The 24,016-nt window shown below is 73.4% G+C and carries 21 protein-coding genes and 1 pseudogene; 9 read left to right on the forward strand and 13 right to left on the reverse strand.

The window, feature by feature from the left end; all coding sequences use genetic code 11:
* Positions 1-164 precede the first annotated feature (164 nt).
* The 3 genes and pseudogenes from ACF1BE_RS00190 to ACF1BE_RS00200 all read left to right on the forward strand — a co-directional run.
* Positions 165-809, forward strand: a pseudogene (locus ACF1BE_RS00190) (ATP-binding protein); the annotation flags it as partial.
* A 287-nt stretch (positions 810-1,096) separates the two neighbouring features.
* Positions 1,097-1,471 carry a hypothetical protein gene (locus ACF1BE_RS00195; RefSeq protein ID WP_392197383.1) on the forward strand — a complete coding sequence of 125 codons (375 nt, stop codon included), beginning with the start codon at positions 1,097-1,099 and terminating at the stop codon, positions 1,469-1,471.
* A gap of 233 nt (positions 1,472-1,704) precedes the next feature.
* Positions 1,705-3,723 (forward strand): ABC transporter ATP-binding protein, encoded by a 2,019-nt coding sequence (locus ACF1BE_RS00200; RefSeq protein ID WP_392196703.1) that lies wholly within the window; start codon positions 1,705-1,707, stop codon positions 3,721-3,723.
* An 81-nt stretch (positions 3,724-3,804) separates the two neighbouring features.
* Here ACF1BE_RS00200 and ACF1BE_RS00205 read toward each other — a convergent pair whose 3' ends face one another.
* The 3 genes from ACF1BE_RS00205 to ACF1BE_RS00215 all read right to left on the reverse strand — a co-directional run bounded on the left by ACF1BE_RS00205 (position 3,805) and on the right by ACF1BE_RS00215 (position 6,813).
* The gene (locus ACF1BE_RS00205; RefSeq protein ID WP_392196704.1) at positions 3,805-3,981 is read right to left on the reverse strand and encodes a hypothetical protein; all 177 of its coding nucleotides are present in this window, start codon (positions 3,979-3,981) and stop codon (positions 3,805-3,807) included.
* A gap of 186 nt (positions 3,982-4,167) precedes the next feature.
* A complete protein-coding gene (locus tag ACF1BE_RS00210) occupies positions 4,168-4,836 on the reverse strand; it encodes a DUF899 domain-containing protein (RefSeq protein ID WP_392196705.1) in 669 nt (222 codons plus the stop codon).
* A 138-nt stretch (positions 4,837-4,974) separates the two neighbouring features.
* Positions 4,975-6,813 carry an FUSC family protein gene (locus tag ACF1BE_RS00215; RefSeq protein WP_392196706.1) on the reverse strand — a complete coding sequence of 613 codons (1,839 nt, stop codon included), beginning with the start codon at positions 6,811-6,813 and terminating at the stop codon, positions 4,975-4,977.
* Positions 6,814-7,101: 288 nt separating this feature from the next.
* On the opposite strand from ACF1BE_RS00215, the gene ACF1BE_RS00220 reads away from it, so the two are divergent.
* Positions 7,102-7,518, forward strand: a complete 417-nt coding sequence (locus ACF1BE_RS00220; protein WP_392196707.1) for a RidA family protein — start codon at positions 7,102-7,104, stop codon at positions 7,516-7,518.
* A gap of 167 nt (positions 7,519-7,685) precedes the next feature.
* On the opposite strand, the gene ACF1BE_RS00225 is transcribed toward ACF1BE_RS00220, so the two are convergent.
* The 4 genes from ACF1BE_RS00225 to ACF1BE_RS00240 form a co-directional block, all read right to left on the reverse strand.
* Positions 7,686-8,381, reverse strand: coding sequence for a uracil-DNA glycosylase (locus tag ACF1BE_RS00225; protein WP_392196708.1), 696 nt, complete (start codon positions 8,379-8,381; stop codon positions 7,686-7,688).
* A 249-nt stretch (positions 8,382-8,630) separates the two neighbouring features.
* Positions 8,631-9,083 (reverse strand): DoxX family protein, encoded by a 453-nt coding sequence (locus ACF1BE_RS00230; RefSeq protein ID WP_392196709.1) that lies wholly within the window; start codon positions 9,081-9,083, stop codon positions 8,631-8,633.
* 175 nt (positions 9,084-9,258) lie between these two features.
* Positions 9,259-9,939: a class I SAM-dependent methyltransferase gene (locus ACF1BE_RS00235; protein WP_392196710.1), complete on the reverse strand. Its 681-nt coding sequence runs from the start codon at positions 9,937-9,939 to the stop codon at positions 9,259-9,261.
* Between the two features lie 74 nt (positions 9,940-10,013).
* Positions 10,014-10,925, reverse strand: coding sequence for an acyltransferase domain-containing protein (locus ACF1BE_RS00240; protein WP_392196711.1), 912 nt, complete (start codon positions 10,923-10,925; stop codon positions 10,014-10,016).
* Positions 10,926-11,225: 300 nt separating this feature from the next.
* On the opposite strand from ACF1BE_RS00240, the gene ACF1BE_RS00245 reads away from it, so the two are divergent.
* Complete coding sequence (locus tag ACF1BE_RS00245; protein ID WP_392196712.1) at positions 11,226-11,552, forward strand: DUF6343 family protein; 327 nt, start codon at positions 11,226-11,228, stop codon at positions 11,550-11,552.
* Positions 11,553-11,599: 47 nt separating this feature from the next.
* Here ACF1BE_RS00245 and ACF1BE_RS00250 read toward each other — a convergent pair whose 3' ends face one another.
* The 3 genes from ACF1BE_RS00250 to ACF1BE_RS00260 all read right to left on the reverse strand — a co-directional run bounded on the left by ACF1BE_RS00250 (position 11,600) and on the right by ACF1BE_RS00260 (position 13,729).
* A complete protein-coding gene (locus ACF1BE_RS00250; RefSeq protein ID WP_392196713.1) occupies positions 11,600-11,980 on the reverse strand; it encodes a tetratricopeptide repeat protein in 381 nt (126 codons plus the stop codon).
* A gap of 49 nt (positions 11,981-12,029) precedes the next feature.
* Entirely contained in the window at positions 12,030-12,671 is a 642-nt protein-coding gene (gene coaE / locus ACF1BE_RS00255) for a dephospho-CoA kinase (protein ID WP_392196714.1), read from the reverse strand.
* A 119-nt stretch (positions 12,672-12,790) separates the two neighbouring features.
* On the reverse strand, positions 12,791-13,729 hold the full coding sequence (locus ACF1BE_RS00260; RefSeq protein ID WP_392196715.1) for a PAC2 family protein: 939 nt from the start codon (positions 13,727-13,729) through the stop codon (positions 12,791-12,793).
* Between the two features lie 192 nt (positions 13,730-13,921).
* Here ACF1BE_RS00260 and ACF1BE_RS00265 point away from each other — a divergent pair, with 192 nt between their 5' ends.
* On the forward strand, positions 13,922-14,881 hold the full coding sequence (locus ACF1BE_RS00265) for a nitrous oxide reductase family maturation protein NosD (RefSeq protein WP_392196716.1): 960 nt from the start codon (positions 13,922-13,924) through the stop codon (positions 14,879-14,881).
* A gap of 155 nt (positions 14,882-15,036) precedes the next feature.
* Here ACF1BE_RS00265 and rpsA read toward each other — a convergent pair whose 3' ends face one another.
* Positions 15,037-16,542 carry a 30S ribosomal protein S1 gene (gene rpsA, locus ACF1BE_RS00270; protein ID WP_392196717.1) on the reverse strand — a complete coding sequence of 502 codons (1,506 nt, stop codon included), beginning with the start codon at positions 16,540-16,542 and terminating at the stop codon, positions 15,037-15,039.
* Between the two features lie 335 nt (positions 16,543-16,877).
* Here rpsA and ACF1BE_RS00275 point away from each other — a divergent pair, with 335 nt between their 5' ends.
* Together ACF1BE_RS00275 and hrpB are read left to right on the forward strand one after the other, a co-directional pair.
* On the forward strand, positions 16,878-17,759 hold the full coding sequence (locus ACF1BE_RS00275; RefSeq protein ID WP_392196718.1) for a class I SAM-dependent methyltransferase: 882 nt from the start codon (positions 16,878-16,880) through the stop codon (positions 17,757-17,759).
* An 83-nt stretch (positions 17,760-17,842) separates the two neighbouring features.
* Positions 17,843-20,371, forward strand: a complete 2,529-nt coding sequence (hrpB, locus tag ACF1BE_RS00280; RefSeq protein WP_392196719.1) for an ATP-dependent helicase HrpB — start codon at positions 17,843-17,845, stop codon at positions 20,369-20,371.
* A 167-nt stretch (positions 20,372-20,538) separates the two neighbouring features.
* Here hrpB and ACF1BE_RS00285 read toward each other — a convergent pair whose 3' ends face one another.
* A complete protein-coding gene (locus ACF1BE_RS00285) occupies positions 20,539-22,335 on the reverse strand; it encodes a lytic transglycosylase domain-containing protein (protein WP_392196720.1) in 1,797 nt (598 codons plus the stop codon).
* 317 nt (positions 22,336-22,652) lie between these two features.
* Here ACF1BE_RS00285 and ACF1BE_RS00290 point away from each other — a divergent pair, with 317 nt between their 5' ends.
* A complete protein-coding gene (locus tag ACF1BE_RS00290; RefSeq protein WP_392196721.1) occupies positions 22,653-23,513 on the forward strand; it encodes a DUF4184 family protein in 861 nt (286 codons plus the stop codon).
* Here the strand turns inward: ACF1BE_RS00290 and ACF1BE_RS00295 are convergent.
* Positions 23,431-23,832, reverse strand: coding sequence for a hypothetical protein (locus ACF1BE_RS00295; RefSeq protein WP_392196722.1), 402 nt, complete (start codon positions 23,830-23,832; stop codon positions 23,431-23,433). The two genes, ACF1BE_RS00290 and ACF1BE_RS00295, sit on opposite strands and share 83 nt — an antisense overlap.
* Positions 23,833-24,016 lie beyond the last annotated feature (184 nt).

The following is a 24,016-nucleotide window of genomic DNA, read 5'->3' on the forward strand; positions in this document are numbered from 1 at the left end:
ACCGAAAGTTTCCTGACAGCCCTACGGCGCCATTCGAAAGTGCATTCGAAGACCGGTTCGGATCCCCGACGACCTCAATTGGCGCCGCTCATGGTGCTGTTGCGAGCAGTGTGCCACGACCTCTGACCGAGTCATACAGCACTCTGCAAATTTCAGAGTGACGCTTGCCAAGTGTCCGCGACAGGGAGATAGTGACAAGCGTGATTCCGTCCGCGCCCTTAGGAACAGACGCCGCCGCAGACCGCCCCGGTCTCGGTGCCGCGGCGGGTGCACCCCCTCAGGGGGGCGCCCCCGAGCGCAGGTTCCGCTTCGAGCTGGCCGCCCATCCGGGCTCCGTCGCCCAGGCGAGACGCCTGACGCACGCCCGGTTGTCGGGGTGGTCGATGTGCGCGGACACCTGCGACAACGCGGCTCTGGTCATATCGGAGCTGGTCACGAACGCGGTCGTGCACACCGCCGGCAGCCGGGTCGTGTGCGAGCTGCACGAGCACGGCGACATGGTGCGCATAGCCGTGCAGGACGAGGGCTGTGCCCCTGGTGATCCCCACCCGTCCGCGCAGCGGCCTGACGAGGAGCACGGGAGGGGGTTGCTTCTCGTCGACGCGCTGTGCCGGGCCTGGGGTGCCCAGGGGCACGGCCCCGGACTGCTGGTCTGGGCCGAGCTGGCCCACCGGACCGACACGGCCCACGACACCGCCGAGCCGCGCGACGACCTCGGCTGGGGCGCCCGCCCCAAGCCGGGCCGCCCGGACGACTCCGGCGAGGACCAGCAGGCCGGGGCCGACGGGCACGGGCCGGCACAGCACCGACGTCCCGCCGCGGGTCAGCCGTTGCACCGGGTGCCTGAGCCACACCGGCACGCGACGGCGGACGGGCATCAGCACGTGACCGCGCAACAGCAGCACAGGCAGGGCGATCGTCCGGATCAGCACCGGCACACGGCACCCGTCCGGCCTCTGCACCACGGCCCCGGTCAGTACCGCCGTGGGGAGCGCCCGTGACGGGCGTCGGCCGGCTCGGCGGCTCCGGCCGGTCCGCCGGTGCAGGTGCCCGTGCCGGCCAGGAGGTCACCGTCGGCCTGGACTCCCTGGTGCGCATGCAGCGTCGCCGTCCGGCCGTGGATCCGGCCCGCCGGCTACAGGTGCCGGACGGCATGACGGTCCCGCTCGGCTGTGACGCCGTAGCCGTCCCCGACCGTCTCGGTCCGCTCGTCGTGCCCCTGCTGCCGCGGCTGGGGTGCGTGTACGCCGACGGTTCCCACTGGTGGTGGATCGTTCCGTCGGACTCCGATTACGCCCTGTCGTGGCCGTACCCGGCGCACTACGCCACCGGCGCCCTGACCAACGGCACCGCCAGGCTCATCCACCGGCCGGAGGGCACGGTTCCGTACACCCCGCCGATCCCGCTCTATCTCGCGCTGTGCCGGGTGACGGGGACCGCCCCGGACTGGTCGAGGGCCGTCCCGGCGTAACAGCGGCGCCGGCGGCCGCCACCACCGACGGTCACCCGCCCCCGTCCTCCATCGCTCCCACCGCCCACACCCACCCACCACACTCCGGCCCGTACACCCACTCCGTCTCTCTGACCGACCCCGCCCGTCCCGCATCCCCGTGCCCCCTCCGCGCCCCCCGTACGTCGGTTCGCGCCCTGCCCGGTCGGTGCGCCGGCCGCGATAGTGGCCGTTCCGGTGGGGCGCGGGAGGTCATGGTGGGGAAGAGACGGGAGGTGGTCCAGCCCGCGGTGTCGGAGTCGGAGCGGCTGCTGTTCGGCGGGCCGCTGCGGTACGACATGGGCTGGAACAAACACTCGGAAGCCTTTCTGGAGCTGGGCTTCCGGGCGATGATGACCCGGCTCCCGGGCATGCTGGCGTCGAGTCTGCGGCTGGCCCGGCAGGCCGACGCGCGGGCCGCCCGGGTGGTCCTGGCCGCGGAGGTGGGCCGGGGCGTGACCCAGGCGGTGAGCCTGCTGGCGGTGAACAACGCGCTCGGCAAGCTGCTCACCGGGCCGGACATCGGACAGCGGCTGCACTCGGCGGCCCCCGCCCTGGTCGTGCTGGCCGGCGTGATGCTGCTGGCCGCGCTCCTGCGAGCGGCCTCGACCTACGCCACCGGGCGGCTGGAGCCCAAGGTGGAGCGGGTGGCGACCGAGCTGTATCTGGAGCGGGCGGCGAACGTGGAGCTGGCCGCGATCGAGGACCACGCCTTCCACAAGCTGCTGGACACGGCGCAGTACGGCGCCCGGTCCACCCGGCACATGATCGGGCACGGTACCCGGGTGATCAACTCGATCATCTCGCTGGTCACCGCGGCGGGCGTGCTCACCGTGCTGCATCCGGGACTGCTGCCGCTGCTGGTCACCATGACCCTGCCCAGCGCCTGGAGCGCCCTGACCAACGCCCGGCGCCGCTACGAGTCCTTCCACACCTGGGTGCAGCACGCCCGGGCCGGCCAGCTGATCGCCAGCCTGCTCACCGAGCCGGCCGCCGCCCCGGAGATCAGGGTGCACGGGATGGGACCGTTCCTGCTGCGCCACTTCCGGTCCATGTCGGAGACCGCCGAGGCGGAACAGGCCCGGCTGTCCCGGCTGGCCGCCCGGACCGGTCTGATCGCCGCGAGCTGGACGGGTCTGGCGACCCTGGCGACGTACGCGACGCTGGGCGCGTTGCTGCTGGCCGGCGCGATGGCCCTGTCGGTGGCGGGTACGGCGGTGATCGCGGTCCGTACGGGCGCGGCGAGCCTGGACACGCTGGTCCTGGCGGTCAACGAGCTGCACGAGGAGGCGCTGTTCGTGGGCGATCTCCAGCGGCTGTACGTCGAGGCGGCCGAGCGGGCCATCCCCGTGGGCGGGGAGCCGCTGCCGGAGCACCCTGAGGAGATCCGCTTCGAGAACGTCACCTTCAGCTACCCGCGCGACCCGCACCCACGGACGCCGGGCGCGCACCCGGACGACACCGGTGGGCGAAGCGCCTCGCGTCCCGCTCTGGACGACATCACCCTCACCCTGCCCCTCGGGCGGATCATCGCGCTCGTCGGCGAGAACGGCTCGGGCAAGACCACGCTCGTCAAGCTGCTCGCGGGCCTGTACACGCCGGACCGGGGCCGGATCCTGTGGGACGGCGTCGATGCCGCGCGTGCCGACCGGCGACTGCTCGCCGAGCGCGTCGCGATGGTGGCACAGGACTTCAAGCGCTGGCCGTTCACCGCCCGGGTGAACGTGGCCGTAGGCCGCTCCAGTGCGCCCATCACGGAGGAACGGCTGGCCGCGTCGGTCGCCGAGGCGGGGGCCACGGACGTGGTCGCGGATCTGCCGCGCGGCCTGGACACCCTGCTGGCCCGGAACTTCAGCGGCGGACACGAACTGTCGGGTGGCCAGTGGCAGCGGCTCGGCATCGCCCGGGCCGCGTACCGGCGCGGGAGCATCCTGATCGTGGACGAGCCGACGGCGGCGCTGGACGCGCGGGCCGAGCTGGAGGTGTTCGAGAGGATCCGGGCGCTGGCGGGCAGCGGGCAGACGGTCGTCCTGATCACCCACCGGCTGGCGTCGGTCCGCCACGCCGACCTGGTGCACGTGCTGGAGCACGGCCGTCTGGTGGAGTCCGGTACTCCGGAGCAGCTGCTGGCCAGGGGCGGGGTCTACGCCGAGCTGTACACGCTCCAGGCGGAGCAGTTCACGGCGAAGGCTGCGGCGACGCCCCGGACGGTACCCGCGCCGAAGCCGGCCTGAACCCGTTCCGGCCTGAGCCGTTCCGCCGGGGCCTCTCCGGCGTGAACCCGCCGGCGAGACCGGCCGGGGGGGCTCACCGGCTCACTCGACGGCCTCGCTCCCCCGCACGATGACCAGGAACGTGTCCGTGGCGAGATCCATGACGACCTCCGCGGCCAGCCCCTCCAGACGGCGTGCGTGCGCGAACTCCTCCGCGGGCCAGGATCCCCGCGGACCACCGGCGGAAAAGCGCCCGAGCACCGTTCGCCCGTTCACCATCTCGCACCTCCAGAAAGCGTCGTTCGTGTAGGAGTTAACGCTCTGGAGAGGGGAAACGCCTCGCTCAGTGACGCGACTGATACCTTCTCGACACCTGGTCGGCGCGGACCGTGAGGATCCGTTCACCTTGTGACACGAACAGGACCATGTGTGCCCGGTTACCGGGACGTGGCGGGGCCGTCCGTGTCATGAGTCGTACTCGTCGTGGAGGCGGAGGCGGTCGCTGCCGGCGGGACTGCGGCCGAGCGCCGTCAGATCGAGCAGACCGGTGGTGGTGCCGAGTCCGTCCAGGCCGTCGTCGTACACCGAGTACGTGTGGAAGACCCGGTCGTGGTCGCGCAGGAAGCAGCTGAGCCCGGGGCGCTCGACCAGCTCCCCGTCCGACTCGACGGTGGCCTCGAAATCACGGTTGAAGTCGCGGCCGGGGTCGTGGCCGCAGTCGTCGTGGCCCGAGGAGTACCAGGGAACCGCCCAGCCCATCCGGGCCTTGAACGGCAGGATCCGGGTGAACGGCGCCCGGGAGACGGCCGCGAAGGACGTGTTCCGGGCTCGCAGATGGGCGAGGTGGCCGACCTGGTCCAGGAAGGCCGCGCAGCACGGGCAGCCGCTCTTCCACTCCGGCGCGAACTCGAAGTGGTGGACGACGAGCTGGGCCCGCCCCTCGAAGAGGTCGAGGAGAGTGGCCTTGCCGTCGCCGCCCTCGAAGACGTACTCGGCGTCGACCTCGGTCATGGGCAACCGCCGCCGCTCGGCGCCGAGGACCTCACGGGCCCGTCTGACCGCTTCCTCCTTGCGCAGCAACTCCTCGCGCGCCGCGCGCCACTGCTCACGCGAGACGATCTCCGGAAGCGACATGGGCCCTCCTGTCCGACGGTCGGTTCGGGGTGGTGACCGTCGGGGTGGGCGGAACTCATCGCCTGGTGCACAACGTTTTTCGGCCAGTCTCGTCCGGGCGCCGGCGTGGCTGGTGCTGCCTGGAACCCCGCGGGCCGGTCACGCCGCCACGGGCAGCGGAGTTCCCTCCCCCCGCGTCTCCAGCTCTCCCAGCGCCTCTCGCAGTCGCCGCGTGTGCCGGGGGCTGAGCCGGCCGGTGTCGTCCAGCTGCACCGCGCAGGCCGTCGTCGTGTCCACGAGCCGTTCCAGCACCTCGGCGACGGCGTCCGTGCCCTCGGTGTGCCGGGCGAGGGCGGGCAGTTCGGCGGCGGCGAGCGCGATGGCGGTGCGGGCCCCGGCAAGGGTGCGGTAGGCCTCCCGGCGCAGCGCCCACCGCTCGGCGCGGTCGCCGGACTCGCCGAGGACGTGCAGGAGGTAGGCGTGCGCGGCGTTCTCGGCCGCGGCGAGCCGGGACCGTACCCCGCCGCCGCGCTGCCCCGGCATCGGCAGGTGCCCGACGAGCAGCACGAGCACGCAGGCCAGCAGTGTCTCGCCGATCCGGCCGACCGAGGCCGGTGGTTCCCCGCCGGCCGTGGCCAGGGCGAGGACGAGGACGGTGACGACGGCGGTGAGCGCCGCGAAGTGCCGGGTGGCGACCGGTACGAGGGCACCGCACACCGCGACCAGCGCGACCGGTCCGGCCGGTCGGGGCAGGAGCATCGCGCAGCCGGCGAACACCAGGGCGCCCAGCACGGTGCCGGCGGCCCGGCACAGCACCCGGGAGGCGAGCGGGCCGAGATCGGGCTTGACGAGGAAGACGACCGTGGCGGGCAGCCAGTACCAGTGCTCGTGCTGCCCGTACCAGCGGGCGTGGTGCAGGGCCTGGGCGATGGCGGAGCCGGCACCGAAACCGAGGGCGACGCGCAGTCCGTACTCGCGCCCACCGGCCCCCAGCGCGACACGCAGCGCCCGCCGGGCGCCGCGGCGCCGGCCGTGGAACCCGTGGTGGGCGCCCTCGCCCCGGTCGAAGACCTCGGCTGCCCGCAACAGGGCGTCGTCCAGGGCGCGCAGGGCGGGCGCCGACCGATGCGGCGCGGGCAGCGGGCCGGGGCCGCTACCGGTACGGATCGCCGCGGCGAGCCGGCGCGGGCCCTCCGCCGTCCGCGCCGGCACCGGCTCCCCCGCCCAGTGCAGAGCGGTGGCGGCCTCGGCGAGCGGCAGCGCCGCCGCGAACCGGGCGTGCAGCCGGCGCTCGGCGGCGGAGCCGGCGTACCGGCGCAGCCGGGGCCCGGCGAGGGCGTCCTGGGCGTGGTCGAGTGCGGCGGTGAGCGCGGCCCGCCGGGCGGTGGCGTGCTCACCGCCCACGGCGTCGAGAAGAGCGGCTACCGCGTCGTACACCTCGGCGACCGCCGCCCGCTCCCCGTCGAACCGGAAGTCCCCGGGGAGCGAGCCGGGGGTGGGCAGGGCCAGCCGCAGCACGAGCAGCCATCCGGCCCCGGCGACAAAGGCCAGGCCGCGCTGCCAGCCGGGCTCGGCCGCCGGCATCCCGGCCCCGACGGCCGCGGCGACGAGCAGCTGGGTCCCGGCCGCGGAGGCGACGGGCCCGACCGCGCTGACGGCTCCGGCGACCAGCCCCAGCAGGCTGAGCACCAGGGTCAGCGGTACGGCGGTCAGACCCTGACCGCCGTAGGTGCCCACGAGCAGCCCGAGGGCGCCGGCCAGCGCGGGCACCCCGAGCCGCTTCACGGAGGCCCGCCGGCTGCCGGGCCGGTCGTTGATGCCGGCGAGCATCGCGGCGATCGCGGCCAGCACCCCGACGGCCGTCCGGCCACCGAGCAGGCCGGCGAGCAGCAACGGCCCGGCGGCGAGCGCGCCGCGGGTCACGGCGCTCCAGGGAACGGGACCGCGCTGCGCGCGGAAGGCGTGGGCGAGCCAGAGGGGTGCGGCGGGCCGGGACACGGAGCTCCTGTTCGTACGAGGGCGGGGTGGGCCTTCGGACGACGGTGGCCGGCGGACCGTGTTCCCACCGTAGAGCGTGTTCCCGGTGCGGACGGGGTGCTCACGTTTCGCCTGTGTGAAAGGTGCCGGGCCGGGCGGTTTCTTTATGAACGCAATCCCGGGCCGCCGTCTCGCGGTGCCCGGCGGCGGCCCGGCACCCGCCCAGGACCGCGTAAATCGGATGCGGTCGGGGCGGGGAGGGGTCGATCATCGAGCGGTTGCCCATGGACCGTTCGAGGAGCCGCTTCCGTGATCCAGCGCGTCACCGTCCCCACTCTGTTCCCTCCGCCCACCTACTCCCACACCTCCGTCGTCGAGGCCGGCACCAGGCTCGCGTTCCTCGCCGGGGCGGTGCCGCTGACCGCCGACGGCGAACTGGTGGGCCCGGGAGACCCCGTACGCCAGGCCGAGCGGGTCATCGCCAACCTCCGCGAGCAACTGCAAGCCGTGGGCAGTGATTTGGAGCATGTGCTCACTACGGAGGTGTACGTGGTCAGCAGCGAGACCGCGACACTGTCCGCCGTGTGGGAGGTGGTCGAGGCGTCCGGTCTGAGCCGGGGGCCGCACTCGTCCACGCTGCTCGGCGTCGCCTGCCTCGGGTACGCCGGGCAGCTGGTGGAGATCACGGCCACGGCGGTGGTGCCGGAAGCCCCTGATCACCCGTGATCAGGGTTGATCATCCCCGACCGGCCTGACCAGCGGGCTCAGGCCTCAGTCCCGGGGCTCGTGGGCATCGGGCACGGGGGCGTGGGCATCGGGCACGGGGGCGTGGACGCGTGCCACCGGCCGTGCGTGGTGGTTGCGCCGATACGACCCCGGCCCGGCGTGAGCGGTCACAGCAGCCCGGCCGTTCTCGCCGCCGTGCGCAGCACGTCGCGGAGCATCTCGGTGGTGAGGCGGCCGGTGAACGTGTTGCGCTGGCTGACGTGGAAGCAGCCGAACAGCTCGAGGCCGTCGAGCGCCACCCGGGCGCCGTGGCCGAAGGCCGGCCGGGGGCGGGGCACGCTCCAGCCCGCTTGTGCGAACGCGGGCAGCGCGGCCTGCCAGCCGAAGGCACCGAGGACGACCGCGGCCCGCAGTGTCGGGCGGAGCAGTGTCAGCTCCTGGACCAGCCAGGGCCGGCAGGTGTCGCGCTCACCCGGGGTCGGTCTGTTGGCGGGCGGGGCGCAGTGCACCGGCGCGGTGACACGGACGCCGTACAGCTCCAGGCCGTCGTCGGCACGGACGGACGTGGGTTGCGAGGCGAGCCCCACGTCGTACATGGCCTGGTAGAGCACGTCGCCGGAGCGGTCGCCGGTGAACATGCGGCCGGTGCGGTTGCCGCCGTGCGCGGCCGGGGCCAGACCGATGATCACCAGCCGGGCGTCGGCGGGCCCGAAGCCGGGGACCGGCCGCCCCCAGTACGTCTCGCCGGCGAACGCGGCCCGCTTGGTACGGGCCACCTCCTCGCGCCAGTCGACCAGCCGGGGGCAGGCCCGGCAGTCGGCGACGCGCCGGTCGAGGCGGGTGAGGGCACTGCTGTCGTCCATACCGTCCCGTGTGCCCCGAGGCGCTGGGGCGAACGCGGCCCGGCGCCCGAGCGCGCGGATCAGCCCCTCTACCGGCGCGGCCGGCCGGGGCAGCCGGCGCGCCTGCAGCGGCCGGTCTCGCAACCGCTCGCGGCGCCGCACGGGCATCGCGCGTCTGACGCCCGGACCGCTGACGCCGGCCGGCCCGCGCCTGCCCGCCAACGTCGGCATCGGCATCGGCATCGGCATCGGCATCGGCGGTCGGGACTGTCACCGTCGGCGCAGCCGGCCCAGGAGATCCCTGTTGTGCTGCCGCCGAACCCAGCCGATCAGGAGCAGGGGTGCGACGAGGATCAGCGGGGTCGCCGCGTTCTGGCCGTCGAACGCGGTGAGCTGGACGATGAACGCGCCGACCATGAGCGCGCCGAGGGCGAGGGCGGCCACGGACTGGAGCACCGGTATCAACAGCGCGACGGCTCCGGCGAGTTCGAGCGCGCCGATCGTGTACATGGCTCCGCTGCCCCAGCCGATTCTGTCGAAGGACTCGACGGCCGACGGGTGCGCGATGAGCTTGGGCAGGGCGCTCGCGATGCCGTAGAACAGGGCGAGCAGCACCTGCACGGTCCGCAGGGCGATCCGGAGCCCGCGTGCCCGTCCGGTGGCGGGCTGGCCGAGGCTGCTCGTGGGTGTCGTGGTGCCGACGGGAGCGGTGGTCTCCGACATGGATGTCTCCTGGTGAAGCGGTGCGGGTTGCCTTCCCCGACTTCGACCGGCCGGATGCCGGAAGGTCATCGCCGGAGCGGCCCCGAATGCACCTGCCCCGCAGGCGTCTGTCCGGAAGGCACCGTGCCCCATGGCGCCCGTCGTGAGGGCACGGTCCCGCCGGCCCCGCCCGCCGTCACGGCCTGGGCAGCGCCCTCACCCATATACCGTCGGGGGTCAGATAGGCGTCCACCTCCAGTCCCGCCTCCGCCAGCGCCGACTCGAACTGCTCCTTGGTCAGGGGCCGGGACAGGAACGTCTGTGTCCAGACCGCGTCCGGGAACACGTACTCGGCGCGCACCGAGTTCACCCCGTCCCCGACCGGTTCCGCCGAGACGATCCGCACGGTGAAGCCGCTGGGGTCGACCCGCTCCCTCGGCACATGGGTGTGGTAGTCCTCGCCCTCGCGCTGGATGAGCACACAGCCGCCCTCCGCCACGTGCCGGACGCAGGCACGCAGCAGGTTTCTGCGCACCTCCTCGTCACCGGCGTGCACCAGGAACGACGCGAGCATCACCACGTCGAACGTCTCGCCCAGGTCGAGACTCTCGATGGGACTGCATATCGTGCGCGCCCCACGGACCCGGGCCAGCATGTCGGCGGACTCGTCCACCGCCGTGACCGTGAAGCCGCGCTCCAGCAGGGCGTGGGTCACCCGGCCCACGCCGCTGCCCAGTTCCAGGATGTGCGCCCCCGCCGGTACCGCCGCGGCGATGACGTCCGGCTCGCCGCCCACCGGCAGCCGCGCGTACAACTCCACCGCGCAGCCGTCCGGGGTGATCGCGCCCGGTCCCGTGCCCTCGTGTCCCTCACGCATGTCGACCCTCATGCCCGTACAACGGCTCACCCCCGCACGCCCGTTCCCCTCCGCCCCCGATTCACCCGTTCGGGTCATCCAGCGCGGAACGGGAACCACCCGTGCCCGATGTACCAGTGGCCGCCGGCCCGCAGATGGTCGCCGACCGCCCGCTCCACGGACGTACGGCGGGGCAGCCCGGCCACCGGCAGGTCCGGGTCCCCGAAGACGAACCGGACGGGCTCGGTGTCGGCCGGTGCGGTCTCGTCGCAGGCGATGCGGAACCGTTCCTGGAAGCGGACGATGCCGGATTCGGCGGGCAGGTAGCGCCGCAACTGCCGGTCGAGGAGCCAGGAGTGGCACAGTACGGCGCCCGGCCGTTCCTCGGGGAAGTGCAGGGGGAAGAACGCGCGGGCCAGGGCCAGGGAGCGGTCGCAGGCGGACGGGGTCAGCGGGCCGTGGAAGTCGGGGATGTGCAGGTTCAGGCAGGGCGTTCCGGGCGCCGCGTCCAGTCCGGCCGCCGCCGCCGTCCGCGCGTCGCGGTCCCCGAGCCGCGCCCGTTCGAACTGCAACCGGCCCAACTGGTACAGCTCCCCGCGGAAATGGCGGACCAGCCAGCGCCGCGACTGCACGCCCGTCCCGCCGTGCCGCCCGCGGTACGCCGCCATGTGGCGGCCCAGATCGGCCAGGGTGCGCCGGGAGATCTCGGCCGGGATGCCCCGAGCCCGGTGATACGCCCGCGTGCGCGGGAGGGCGGCGAGGAAGACGTACACGGGGAAGGCGCCGGCCAGTTCGGCCGGGACCGCGGCGAACGGTTCGGCGAGGTCGGGTGTGCGGCCCGTGTCCCACGGTTCCCGGAACAGTTCCTCGACGCAGTCCGTCAGGAGCCTGAGCGTGCCCGGGTCCGTGGTCACCCTGCGCCACCGCGCGACGAGTTCGTTGATGTCCTCGTGCGGCACGGCCAGGTCGAGGAGCAGTTCGGGCAGGTCGTCGGTGTCCGGCAGCACGTGCGGTTCCCCCTTCGGTTCCGGCGGACGGCGTCGCCGCGCACCTCTCCACAAGCATGATCGGCGGTGGTCCGCTCCCGCTCGCCCGGCGCCGCTCGGGGTCGCCACGCGCACGTCGCCGCACACCGAGGCGCCGCCCGCTGCCCCGGGCCGTCCGGCCGGCTGCCGCTCCTCGTCACCCCGTCGAGCGGTGCGCCCCCACTCCACCGCGCCGGACGCCGCTCCGCGTCGCCCCGCCGGGCGTTGATGCCCGTCGTCATCGAAGAGTACGGTGCGAAGGAGGAGTGGAGCGGTGGTCCGATGCGTACCGGCAGTGAACCGAGAACCGCGCGCAGCCCCCTGCGGGCGCGGTTCTGGCTGAGCGTGTGGGGGTTGCTGTGGGCGGCCCTCGGCACGGCGGCGTTCGCGCTGGCCGGGCGCCCCGGCTGGGCGGCGGCCTGCGGGGTGCTGTCGCTGGTGGTCGCCGTCGACATGGCCATGATCCTCAGACACCTGCGCCAGGGCCCGCACTACCAGCCGGGCCGTGACATCCCGCCGTACCAGCCGCCGGATGCCGGACCGCCCCACCCCCGGCCTCCCCGTCCCCGGCCTCCCCACCCCGGGCCGCCCAGACACCGCCATCCGTGATCGACGGCACCGGCGCACCGGCCGGCCGAGCGCCGGGCAGGCCGCCCTCAGGCCTCGAAGCGTGCGGCCTTCAGGTAGTCCGGGTTGGGGTCGAGCGCGGCGGCCAGCCGGAAATGACGCTTGGCCTGCTCGGGACGGTTCTGCCGCTCATAGGTGCGGGCCAGCGCGAAGTGCGCGAAGGCGTTGTCCGGCTCGCGTTCCAGCACGATGGTGAACTCCAACTCCGCCGGCCGCAGTTGCGCCGCGGCGAAGAAGGCACGCGCGCGCAGCAGCCGGGCGGCGGTGTTCTCGGGGTGGGCGGCGATGACTCCGTCGAGCAGCTTCACCGCGCCCCGGGCATCCCGCGCGTTGAGCAGCTGTTCGGCGGCACGGAAGTCGATCACATGAGTTTCCGGCGTAGGTCCGATGGAACCGCTGGTCTCGGGCACGGCAGAGTCCTTCCCTCACTCCACCGCTGCAACGCTTCGTGCCGGACCGCTATTCCGCCGCGGCACCGCCCTCGTCCGGCGTCCGGCCCGCGCCCCGGCGCGCTCGCCGTACGAGGTCGTCCCAGACCTCGGCGACGCGCTTCCTCAGCGCGTCGAGGGGTACGTCGTTGTCGATCAGGATGTCGGCGATCTCCCGGCGTTGCTCGCGGGTCGCCTGCGCGGCCATACGCGCGCGTGCGTCCTCCTCGGTCATCCCGCGCAGCCGGACCAGCCGGTCGAGCTGGGTCTCGGGGGCGACGTCGACGACGATCACCACGTCGTAGAGCGGCGCGAGGCCGTTCTCGGTGAGCAGCGGCACGTCGTGGAGGACGACGGCGTCCTCGGCCGCGGCGCTCTCCAGCTCGCGGGAGCGGGCGCCCACCAGGGGGTGCACGATCGAGTTGAGGACGTCGAGCCTCTCGCGGTCGGCGAAGACGATCGAGCCGAGCCGGGGCCGGTCGAGGCTGCCGTCGGCGGCGAGGACGTCCGTGCCGAAGGCGTCGACCACGGCGGCGAGGCCGGGAGTGCCGGGCGCCACGACCTCGCGCGCGATGCGGTCCGCGTCGATCAGTACGGCCCCGTGCTCCACGAGCAGCCGCGACACCTCGCTCTTGCCGGCACCGATCCCGCCGGTCAGGCCCACTGTCAGCATGAGCGGAAGCTTAGGCCCTGGCGTTGCCGGCAGAGCCGGCGGAGGCCTGTTCCGGCCCGCGCGCTCGCCAGGAGGCCGCAATCAGGTCAGCCATCGCGCTCCGCCAGCGAGGCGCGAGGTCAGTTCTCGCCCTCGCGTTCCGCCAGGAAGCGCTCGAACTCCTGCCCGATCTCGTCGGCCGACGGGATCTCCACGACCTCGGCGAGCATGTTGCCCCGGGTCTCGGCGCCCGCCGCGGCGTCGTACTGGTGCTCCAGGCCCTGCACGAGCGCGGTCAGCTCCTCGTCGCCCTCCTGGATCTGCCGGTCGATCTCGGTCTGGGTACGGTGCGCGTCCGTGCGCAGCGAGTGCGCGACGCCGGGCAGGACGAGACCGGTGGCGGCCGTGATGGCCTCCAGGACGGTCAGGGCGGCGTCCGGGTACGGGGAACGGGCGATGTAGTGCGGGACGTGCGCGGCGACGCCCAGGACGTCGTGCCCGGCTTCCATGAGGCGGTACTCGACCAGCGACTCGGCGCTGCCCGGCACCTGGGCCTCCTCGAAGGGGCTGCGGTGGCCGGGGACGAGGTCGTTGCGGTTGCCGTGCGGGGTCAGGCCCACGGGGCGGGTGTGCGGGACACCCATGGGGATGCCGTGGAAGTTCACGGCCAGGCGGACGCCGAGCCGCTCCACGATCTGCCGCACCGCCGCCGCGAACCGTTCCCACTCCACGTCCGGCTCCGGGCCCGACAGCAGCAGGAACGGGGCACCGGTGGTGTCCTGGACGAGGTGGACCTCGATGGCCGGGACGTCGTAGTCGGTCCAGCGGTCCCGCTTGAAGGTCAGCAGGGGCCGGCGGGCGCGGTAGTCCACGAGCCGGTCGTGGTCGAAGCGCGCCACGACCTGGTGGGGCAGCGAGTCGAGCAGCCGGTCCACGATCTGGTCGCCGGTCTCACCCGCGTCGATGTATCCGTCGAAGTGGTAGAGCATGACCAGGCCGGCCGACTCCTGGGCGAGCGCCATGTCGACCACGGCCAGGCCCTTCGGCTCCCATGCGTACAAACCCTGCGGATCAAGCACTGTGACCGCCCCTCCTCGTGTTCCCCTCCCACCAACGCGTCCTGCAGCGGGGGAATTCCCGCGACACGCCGCTGATCAGCGATCTCGTGCGTGACCTCTTGACGACCCGTCACCTGGTCCGTACCTTCACGACGTCCAGGATTCAAGGAGACGTTCGCCGTTCATGCAGGAGAACGCAGGACAGGAGCACTCATGCGCGCACGCACGTCGCTCATCTCCCTGCTCACCACCACCCTCGCCACCGGCGGACTGCTTCTCACCGCCACCGGCCCGGCCTCCGCCGCCACCTTCGAGGTCACGACCGCGGCCCAGCTGAGGACCGCCCTCGGCGCCGCCCGGCCCGGCGACACGATCCATCTGGCGGACGGCACCTACACCGGCAACTTCAAGGCGGCGACGCCTGCGACGGCCTCCGCGCGCATCACCCTGACGGGCTCCCCCGGGGCCGTACTGACGGCCGGCGGCGGCTACGGCCTACACCTGAACGGCGCCTCCTACTGGACGGTCAGCGGCCTGACCGTGACCGGCGGCCAGAAGGGCATCATGATCGACGCGGCCAGGGGTGTCGTCGTGGACGGCGTCACGGTGCACGGCCTGGACATGGAGGGTGTGCACTTCCGCGACTCCAGCACCGATGGCGTGATCAGGAACTCGAGGATCTACGACACCGGGAACGACGGCCGGGGCATGGGCGAGGGCGTGTACGTGGGCACCGCCAACACGCTCACCGACCGGAGCGACCGCACACAGATCCTCGGCAACACGATCGGCCCGGACGTGGGCGGCGAGAACGTCGACATCAAGGAGGGCACGACAGGTGCCCGGATCATCGGCAACACCTTCGACGGCAGCGGCCTGACGGGCGCCAACTACGACGACTCCTGGGTCGACGTGAAGGGCAACGACGTCCTCGTGCAGGACAACACGGGCAGCGACACCACCAACGACGGCTACCAGACCCACACCCAGCAGTCCGGCTGGGGCTGCGGCACGGTCTTCAGGGGCAACCGGTCGACGTTGACCGGTGCGACCGGCGCGACACGTCTGGCGATCGACGTCACGAACGACAGCAGCACCTGCCGGACGACGGTCCACAGCACGAACACGGTGGCGGGCGGCAGAGGCCTGACCAACGTACAGGTGACCCCGTAGGGGGGCCGGAGGACCGCACGGGCAGTCCGCGACCGGGCGGACAGCCGGGGCAAGCGACCGAGGCACGATCCGGCAGTCCGGGGAACGCCTGAGGGGCCGCACCTCGAAAGGTACGGCCCCTCAGCCGACTATCGGCTAAGCCTCAGCGGCAGCGATCAGCTCTGCCCACCGGCCAGCTTCTCGCGCAGTGCGGCCAGCGCCTCGTCCGAGGCCAGGGCACCGGAGGTGTCCGCGCCCTCGGAGGAGTACGAACCGCCGCCGCCACCGCCGGCGGACGCGGCCGGAGCCGCAGCCTCGCCACCCTCGGCCGCAGCGGCCTCGTCGGCCTCGCGGGACTTGATGACCTGCTGCTGGTGCTGCTCGAAGCGGGACTGCGCCTCGGCGTACTGGTGCTCCCACGCCTCCCGCTGCTTCTCGTAGCCCTCGAGCCAGTCGTTGGTCTCGGGGTCGAAGCCCTCGGGGTAGATGTAGTTGCCCTGGTCGTCGTACGACGCGGCCATGCCGTACAGGGTCGGGTCGAACTCGACCGAGGCCGGGTCGGAACCGAAGGCCTCGTTGGCCTGCTTCAGCGAGAGGCTGATGCGACGACGCTCGAGGTCGATGTCGATGACCTTGACGAAGATCTCGTCGTTGACCTGGACGACCTGCTCCGGGATCTCCACGTGACGCTCGGCCAGCTCGGAGATGTGGACCAGACCCTCGATGCCCTCGTCCACGCGGACGAACGCACCGAACGGAACCAGCTTCGTGACCTTGCCGGGCACGACCTGGCCGATCTGGTGGGTGCGGGCGAACTGCTGCCACGGGTCTTCCTGGGTCGCCTTCAGCGACAGGGAGACGCGCTCGCGGTCCATGTCCACGTCGAGAACCTCGACGGTGACCTCCTGGCCGACCTCGACCACCTCGGAGGGGTGGTCGATGTGCTTCCAGGACAGCTCGGAGACGTGGACCAGGCCGTCGACGCCACCCAGGTCCACGAAGGCACCGAAGTTGACGATCGAGGAGACCACGCCGGAGCGGACCTGACCCTTCTGGAGGGTCGTGAGGAAGGTCTGGCGGACCTCGGACTGGGTCTGCTCGAGCCAGGCGCGGCGGGACAGGACCACGTTGTTGCGGTTCTTGTCCAGCTCGATGATCTTGGCCTCGAGCTCCTTGCCCACGTAGGGCTGGAGGTCGCGGACACGGCGCATCTCGACCAGCGAGGCCGGAAGGAAGCCGCGGAGGCCGATGTCGAGGATGAGACCACCCTTGACGACCTCGATGACGGTACCGGTGACGATCCCGTCCTCTTCCTTGATCTTCTCGATGGTGCCCCAGGCACGCTCGTACTGGGCGCGCTTCTTCGAGAGGATCAGGCGGCCTTCCTTGTCCTCCTTCTGGAGAACAAGGGCCTCGATCTCGTCACCGACGGCGACGACCTCGTTGGGGTCGACGTCGTGCTTGATCGAGAGCTCGCGGCTCGGGATCACACCTTCGGTCTTGTAACCGATGTCGAGCAGGACCTCGTCCCGGTCGACCTTCACGATGACGCCGTCGACGATGTCGCCGTCGTTGAAGTACTTGATCGTCTCGTCGATCGCGGCGAGGAAGGCTTCCTCGTTACCGATGTCGTTGACCGCTACCTGCGGGGTGGTGGCGGTGGTCTCGGTGCTGCTCGTCATGTGGGAAAGGGCTCCGGTACGGACATTGAAGTCGTAGGTACTGCTTACGCCGGGAGCCCGTTTCGCTCTGAAGAAGCCGGACAGCCAAGGAAGCGCCACTTGAGCACCGGAATGCCCGGCGGCGCCTCGAAAACCGAGGGGACATACAACAGATGCGAGCGCAGCCTGCTACGTCTGAGGAGCGCAGGCCCGCAGCGCAACTTGTAGCATACGGGGGCAGCCGGGCAGGGTCAATGCGCGAAGGCGCACACCCGGGGCGGATCACCGCATACCCGGCAGAAGAAAAGTCTCAGCGGGCCGCGCGGGCCCGCGCGAGTCCTTCCGTGGGGGCCCCTGTGCGGGTTGGACGGAAGGGTACGACGAGGGAGCCGATCATCCAAGAGCCGGAAGCGTACGAGCCTGAGGGTTCCGGGGGATCCGAGCCGGAGGCCACCCGGCGTGACGCGGACGTCACGGAGAGCGCGCGGGCCAACCGCGGCTGGTGGGACCGCAACGCCGACGAGTACCAGACCGAGCACGGCACGTTCCTCGGCGACGACCGCTTCGTGTGGTGCCCGGAGGGCCTGGACGAGGTGGAGGCCGAGCTGCTCGGCCCGCCGGAGGAGCTGAAGGGCAGGGCGGTCCTGGAGATCGGCGCGGGCGCGGCCCAGTGCGCGCGGTGGCTGGCCGCACAGGGCGCCCGCCCGGTGGCCCTGGACCTCTCGCACCGGCAGCTGCAGCACGCCCTGCGGATCGGCGGTTCGTTCCCGCTGGTCTGTGCCGACGCCGCCGCGCTGCCCTTCGCGGACGGATCCTTCGACCTGGTCTGCTCCGCGTACGGGGCGCTGCCGTTCGTGGCCGACCCGCGGCTGGTGCTGCGCGAGGCGCACCGGGTGCTGCGGCCGGGTGGCCGGTTCGTCTTCTCGGTGACCCATCCGGTCCGCTGGGCGTTCCCGGACGAACCGGGCCCCGAGGGCCTGACGGTGGCCTCCTCCTACTTCGACCGCACGCCCTACGTGGAGCAGGACGAGGAGGGCCACGCGGTCTACGTGGAGCACCACAGGACGCTCGGCGACCGGGTGCGGGACATCGTGGCGTCGGGCTTCCGGCTGGTGGACCTGGTGGAGCCGGAGTGGCCGGCCTGGAACACCTCGGAGTGGGGCGGCTGGTCGCCGCTGCGCGGGAAGCTGATCCCGGGCACGGCGATCTTCGTGTGCGAGCCGGACCGGATCTCCTAGCCGGAGTCCGCCTGCCTCCCTTCTCCTGCCTCCGCGCATGCGCGGAGGCAGGAGGGTTCCCGCCGTCGTACGACACTGGGGGCGTGATCCGTGACGACGCCCTGGGAGCGCTGCCCGTGCGCTCCGCCCTGCCCGCCCTGACCGGCGCCCTGGAGGATGTCGGCGCCGCCGTGCTGGTGGCGCCTCCCGGTACGGGGAAGACGACCCTGGTGCCGCTGGTGCTCGCGGGGCTGGTCGGCGGCGGTCCCGCGCGGCGGGTGGTGGTGGCCGAACCGCGGCGGATCGCGGCCCGGGCGGCGGCCCGGCGCATGGCCTGGCTGCTCGGTGAGAAGCCGGGCGGCAGCATCGGCTTCACGGTGCGCGGCGAGCGGGCCGTGGGGCGGCGCACGCGCGTGGAGGTCGTGACGACGGGTGTCCTGTTGCAGCGGCTCCAGCGCGACCAGGAACTGGCCGGTACGGATGCCGTCGTCCTGGACGAGTGCCACGAACGGCATCTGGACGCCGACACGGTGGCCGCGTTCCTGTGGGACGTGCGGCAGTCGCTGCGGCCGGACCTGCGGCTGCTGGCCGCGTCGGCGACCACGGACGCCGGAGGGTGGGCGCGGCTGCTCGGCGGAGCGCCGGTGGTCGAGGCGACGGGCGTGACCCATCCCGTGGACGTGGTGTGGGCTCCCCCGGCGCGTCCGGTACGGCCGCCGCACGGAATGCGGGTGGACCCCGCGCTGCTGGCGCACGTGGCGGCGGTGGTGCGGCGGGCGTTGGCCGAACGGGAGGGGGACGTGCTGTGCTTCCTGCCCGGCGTCGGCGAGATCGCGCGCGTGGCCGGACAGCTGGGGGACCTGGGGAGCGTGGACGTGCTCCAGGTGCACGGGCGGATGCCGGCCGCGGTGCAGGACGCGGTGCTGGCGCCCGGGGCGCGGCGCCGGGTGGTGCTGGCGACGTCCGTGGCGGAGTCGTCGCTGACGGTGCCGGGGGTGCGGGTGGTGGTGGACTCGGGGCTGGCGCGGGAGCCGCGGGTGGACCACGCGCGCGGGCTGAGCGGGCTCACGACCGTACGGGCGTCGCGGGCGGCCGGGCGGCAGCGGGCGGGACGGGCCGGGCGTGAGGCGCCGGGGGCGGTGTACCGGTGCTGGGCGGAGGCCGAGGACGGCCGCCTGCCGGCGTTTCCGGCGCCGGAGATCAAGGTGGCCGATCTGACCGCGTTCGCCCTTCAGGCGGCCTGCTGGGGCGATCCGGACGCCTCCGGGCTGGCGTTGCTGGATCCTCCCCCGGGCGGGGCGATGGCCGCAGCGCGGGAGGTGCTGGCGGCCGTGGGCGCGGTGGACCGCGCGGGGCGGGCCACGGAGCTGGGTGTGCGGCTGGGCAGGCTGGGGGTGCACCCGCGGCTGGGGCGGGCTCTGCTGGACACCTCGGGCGGGGGTGCGGAGGTCGTCGCCCTGCTCTCCGAAGAGGTGCCGAGGGAGTACGGCGACGATCTCGCGGGTGCTCTGCGGCGTGCCCGGCACGGAGGTGACGCCTACGCGGGGCGGTGGGCCGCGGAGGTGCGGCGGCTGCGGGCCGTCTCGGCGGAGGTCTCCCGTCCGCCCGCCGGGAAGGCGGCTCCGGGTGATGCCGTCCGGGTCGGACCGGGCACCGGTGACGACCGCCTGGCCGGGATCGTGGCGTCGCTGGCCTTCCCCGAGCGTGTCGCCCGGCTGGACGGCGGGTCGTATCTCATGGCCTCCGGGACGCGGGTCGAGCTGGGTGAGGGGTCGGCGCTGCGGGGGGCGCCCTGGATCGTGGTGGCGGTCGCCGGCCGGCCCGGCGGAACGGGGCACGCGCGCGTGCGGCTCGGGGCCGCCGTGCCCGAGGACGTGGCGCGGGACGCCGCGGCGGCGCTCCTGGAACAGCGGGAGGAGGTGCGCTGGGCCGACGGGGACGTCGTGACCCGGCGCGTGGCGCGGCTGGGGGCGATCGAGCTGGCCGTGCGTCCCCTGAGGGACGCGCGTCCGGCCCTCGTGCGTGCCGCCCTCCTGGCGGGGCTCCGCCAGGAGGGACTCGGGCTGCTGCGTTGGTCGCCGGCGGCGGAGCTGCTGCGGCAGCGGCTGGCGTTCCTGCGTACGCATCTGGGGGAGCCGTGGCCGGACGTGTCGGACGAGGCGCTGCACGCGCGCGTGGACGAATGGCTGGAGCCGGAGCTCGGCCGGGCCCGGCGGCGGGCGGATCTGGCGCGGATCGACGCCGGGCAGGCGCTCGCGCGGCTGCTGCCCTGGGCGGGCGGTGAGGCCGCCCGGCTGGACGAGCTGGCGCCCGAGCGGATCACCGTGCCGAGCGGGTCCAGGATCCGGATCGACTACGGGGATCCGGAGCGGCCGGTGCTGGCGGTGAAGCTCCAGGAGTTGTTCGGGCTTCAGAAGACGCCGGCCGTGGCGGGGGTCCCGCTGCTCGTGCACCTGCTCTCGCCCGCCGGACGTCCCGCCGCCGTCACGGCCGACCTCGCTTCCTTCTGGCGGGACGGCTACCGAGCCGTGCGCGCGGAACTGCGCGGACGCTATCCCCGGCATCCGTGGCCCGAGGATCCGGCGACGGCACAGGCGACCCGGCACACGAAGGCGCGGACGGACCGGGGCTGACCGCGGGGAAGCGCGGGGTGAGGAGTACGACCGGAGTCCTCGTCCCACGGTCCGCCCGTTCTGACGGGACGTCAGAAGGGCGTCGTGGCAGTGTGCTGGTGGGGTGACGACAGGGGCGCCCTGTCCCGCCGGAGCGGGGAGGGCGCCCCTGTCGGTCGGGTGCGGGCTCAGGAAGGGGCGGACCCGGTCGGGGACGGGGCGGTCGGGGACTCGGCGGGGGCGACCTTCAGTTCGACGGTGAGGGTCGCGCCGCCGGTGGTGGTGATGCGGAGCAGGAAGGTGCCGGTGGTGTCGTCCGCGTACAGCTTGGGCAGGGTGAGCAGGCCCTTGTCGTCCGTCCGAAGCGTGGTGAGGGTGCGTACGGGCTTGCCGCCGGCGTCCTTGAAGTAGGGGCCCTTGTCGTTCTCGGTGACGTCGGTCGCGGACCTGACCAGGGTGGCGGTGGCCGCGACCTTGTCCGCGACGGTGCCCAGGTACGTCGCCTTCACCTGGACCTGGTCGGCGAACTCGCCGCCCGGGGCGCAGGTCAGCGGGGTGTCGCTGGTGCGGGCCAGGATGTCGGCGGCGCGCGCGGTGACCGTGGCGGTGTAGTCGACGCCCTTGACCGGACGGCCCACGACGGACACGGCGACCTCGAAGTCGCCGGTCTTCTCGCCGGCCTGGAGCGCCGGGGCGAGCGCGACACCCTTGGCGTCGGTGACGACCGTGGCCACGGTCTCGCCGCCGGTGAAGGTGGCGTCGGTGCCGCCGGTGATGGTGAACCGGAGCCTGACCTTGGCCACCGACTTGCCCACCTTGGTCTCGGCGCGGGCGCCGATCCGGTCGCTGAAGGCGTCGCCGGCCATCGCGGTGAGCTTCCCCGTGCCCGCGTCCTCCAGGTGGTCCACCAGGTCGGTGTTGGACGGCGGGGGAGTCGGCGGGACGGGGGGCGTGGGCGGCTTCGGATCGGGGGTCTCGTGCCCGCCGTTGCCGTTGCCGTTGCCGTTCCCGTTGCCGCCCTTGTCGCCGCCGCCGTGGTCGCCCTTACCGGGCTTGCCGGGCTTGTCAGGCCTGTCGGGCCTGTCGGGCTTCGGGGCGGGCTCGGTCGTGGGCGGGTGCGTGGGCAGCGGGGACGTGGGGAGGCCGGAGCGGGAGTCGCTGCGGTGCTCGGGCACCCCGCCGGTGCCGTCGGGGATGGAGTGGGTGCCCCTGCGGTAGTACTCCATCCAGTTCAGGACCAGGTCGAGGTAGTCCTGCGAGTTGTTGTAGCTGAGGATCGCCCGGTGCAGATCGGCCTCGTGGGACAGGTCCCAGCCGTTGCGGCACAGGTAGTGGCCCGCGGCGAGCGCGGCGTCGTAGACGTTGTTGGGGTCCCGCTTGTCGTCACCGTTGCCGTCGCGGCCGGCCCAGGCCCAGGTGGACGGGATGAACTGCATGGGACCGATGGCCTGGTCGTACGCGCTGTTGCCGTCGTACGCGCCGTCGTCGGTGTCCGCGATGAGCGCGAAGCCGTTGCCGTCGAGCTGCGGGCCCAGGATCCGGCGCAGGGTGGTGCCGCCTGCGTCGACCTGGCCGCCGCGGGCCTGCCCCGACTCCACGTTGCCGATGGCGGCGAGCAGTTGCCAGGGCAGGTTGCAGCCGGGCTTGGAGGCGCGCAGCTCGGCCTCGGCCTTCTTGTACGCGTCCAGGACCGTCGCCGGGATGCCGCCCTCGGCCCTGGTGACGGGACCGGAGGGGCCGGCGCTCGACGAGGGGCTCGGGCTGGGGCTGTTCAGGGGGGGCAGGTCCGTGTAGTACGGCGAGTTGCCGGTGGCGTTGCCGTCGGTGTCCGGCGCGGGTGCGGCGGCACCGGCTGCCGTCTGTCTGCCGTGCTCCTCGCCGGCCGCTCCCGGAGCCTGGGACGCGGAGAGAGCCGCGACCGCCGCCGCGGCCACGGCGGTGGTCGCCGCTCCCTTGCGCAGTCGCCTGCCGAAATGCGCCGCCATGAAGTGAACCCCTCCCGTGGACGCCCGTGCGTCCGTCTCCGCCTGACTGCCTCGCTCTGGTGTGACGGTTGACCCGGTGCTGTGGTTGCCCCTGTTCCGCTTTTCCATGTGTGCGATATGCGTTCGACCGCGCCTCCGGCACGGTGACGCAGGTGACCCTACGACAACTTGCTGTGGGCGGGCACCCGTTCGGCCCCGGTTTCAGTGGCCGGCCGGGTGCCGTCGGCGGCGACGCGCCCGCACGGCTGTCCCGCATACTGGGCGGACCCGATCACCGGTGCCGTGTCCCGGTCCGGCGACCGCTCCAGGGGGTTCCGTTGCCGTTCACACTCAGCCATGCGGCCGCCGTGCTGCCCGCGATCCGCCGGGACGGCAGCGGCCGGGGCCGGCTGGTGCCCGCGGTGCTCGTCACCGGCTCCTTCGCCCCCGACGTGCCCTACTACGCGGCCGGGATCCTGCCGGGCGGCATGGAGTCCGGCACGGTCACGCACACCTTCGCGGGTGTCGTCACCGTCGACGTCCTCATCGCCTGGGCGCTCACGGGGCTGTGGCTGCTGGTCCGGGAACCGTTGCTCGCGCTGCTGCCGACGGCCCGGCAGGGAGGGCCGGCCGCCCTGCTGCGCCTCGGTGCGCCACGCGCGCGCGTGGGCGCCTCCGCGGTGGGCTGGTGGTACGGCTCCGCGGTGCTCGGCGCGCTCACCCATGTGGTGTGGGACGCGTTCACGCATCACGACCGGTGGGGGACGCGGCTGATCCCGGCCGTCGGGCGGGACCGTCCGGCGGGCATGCCGTTGTTCACGTGGCTTCAGTACGGGTCGTCCGTGGCGGGTGCCGTGGCGATCGCCCTGTTCGTGGCACGTGCGCTGCGGCGGGCGCCGGACGGGGTACCGGCGGGCGTACCCGTGCTGTCCGTACGGGACCGGTGGCGGGCGCTCGCGGTGATCGGCGGCTGCGCGCTGGCCGGCGCCGTGCAGCGGGCGGCGGGCTGGTGGGAGCACCGGGGTGCGGTGGCCCGGGCGTGGGAACTGGTGCCGACCCTGTGCTTCGGGGTGGGCGCCGGGCTGGTGCCGGGCCTGCTGCTGTACGCCGTCGGGGTCAGGGTCTGGCGTCCGGCCGCTGCTCCCGGGGTTCGTGGTGAGGCGGCCGGTGCGGGCCGGGAGCGGCCGGTCGCTCGGTGAGGGACGCCACGAAGACGGTGAGGGTGTGCCGGGGACGTGCCCTCGGGATCTGGGCGACCGCGAGGGCGAGATAGGCACGGGCCAGGTCGGCCCACAGGCGCCGGTCGGGGATGCGGGCCGTACGGCCGGCGAGCCGGCGCCGGAGGTCCCTGGTGGCCCTGCGGACGGTGGTGGCCGGGTCGGCCGGGATGCGGGCGGTGCTTGCGTCGGCCGCGACAGCCGGGACCCGCGAGGGGGGCATGGCCTGCGCCGAGAAGGTGTCCGCCCAGGTCCGGGGCACTGCCTCGGGCGTCCGGCGGTGAAGCATGCGTATACCCATGCCCGCAGTGTTGCGGCTGCGGGGGGTGGTGGGCGTTCTGACGGGGGCCACGAGAGTGACGGCCCCTCCGGGGAAGCCTCACGTCTGCTGCCCGGCTTGCGGCTCGGTGCGCAGGTGGGAGGGGGTGCCGGACTCCGGCGCCGAGGGGGTGCGCCAGCCGGGGGGTGTGGATCACCGTTGTGCG

It is taken from the genome of Streptomyces sp. NPDC014991, from assembly GCF_043080665.1.
GTDB lineage: Bacteria > Actinomycetota > Actinomycetes > Streptomycetales > Streptomycetaceae > Streptomyces.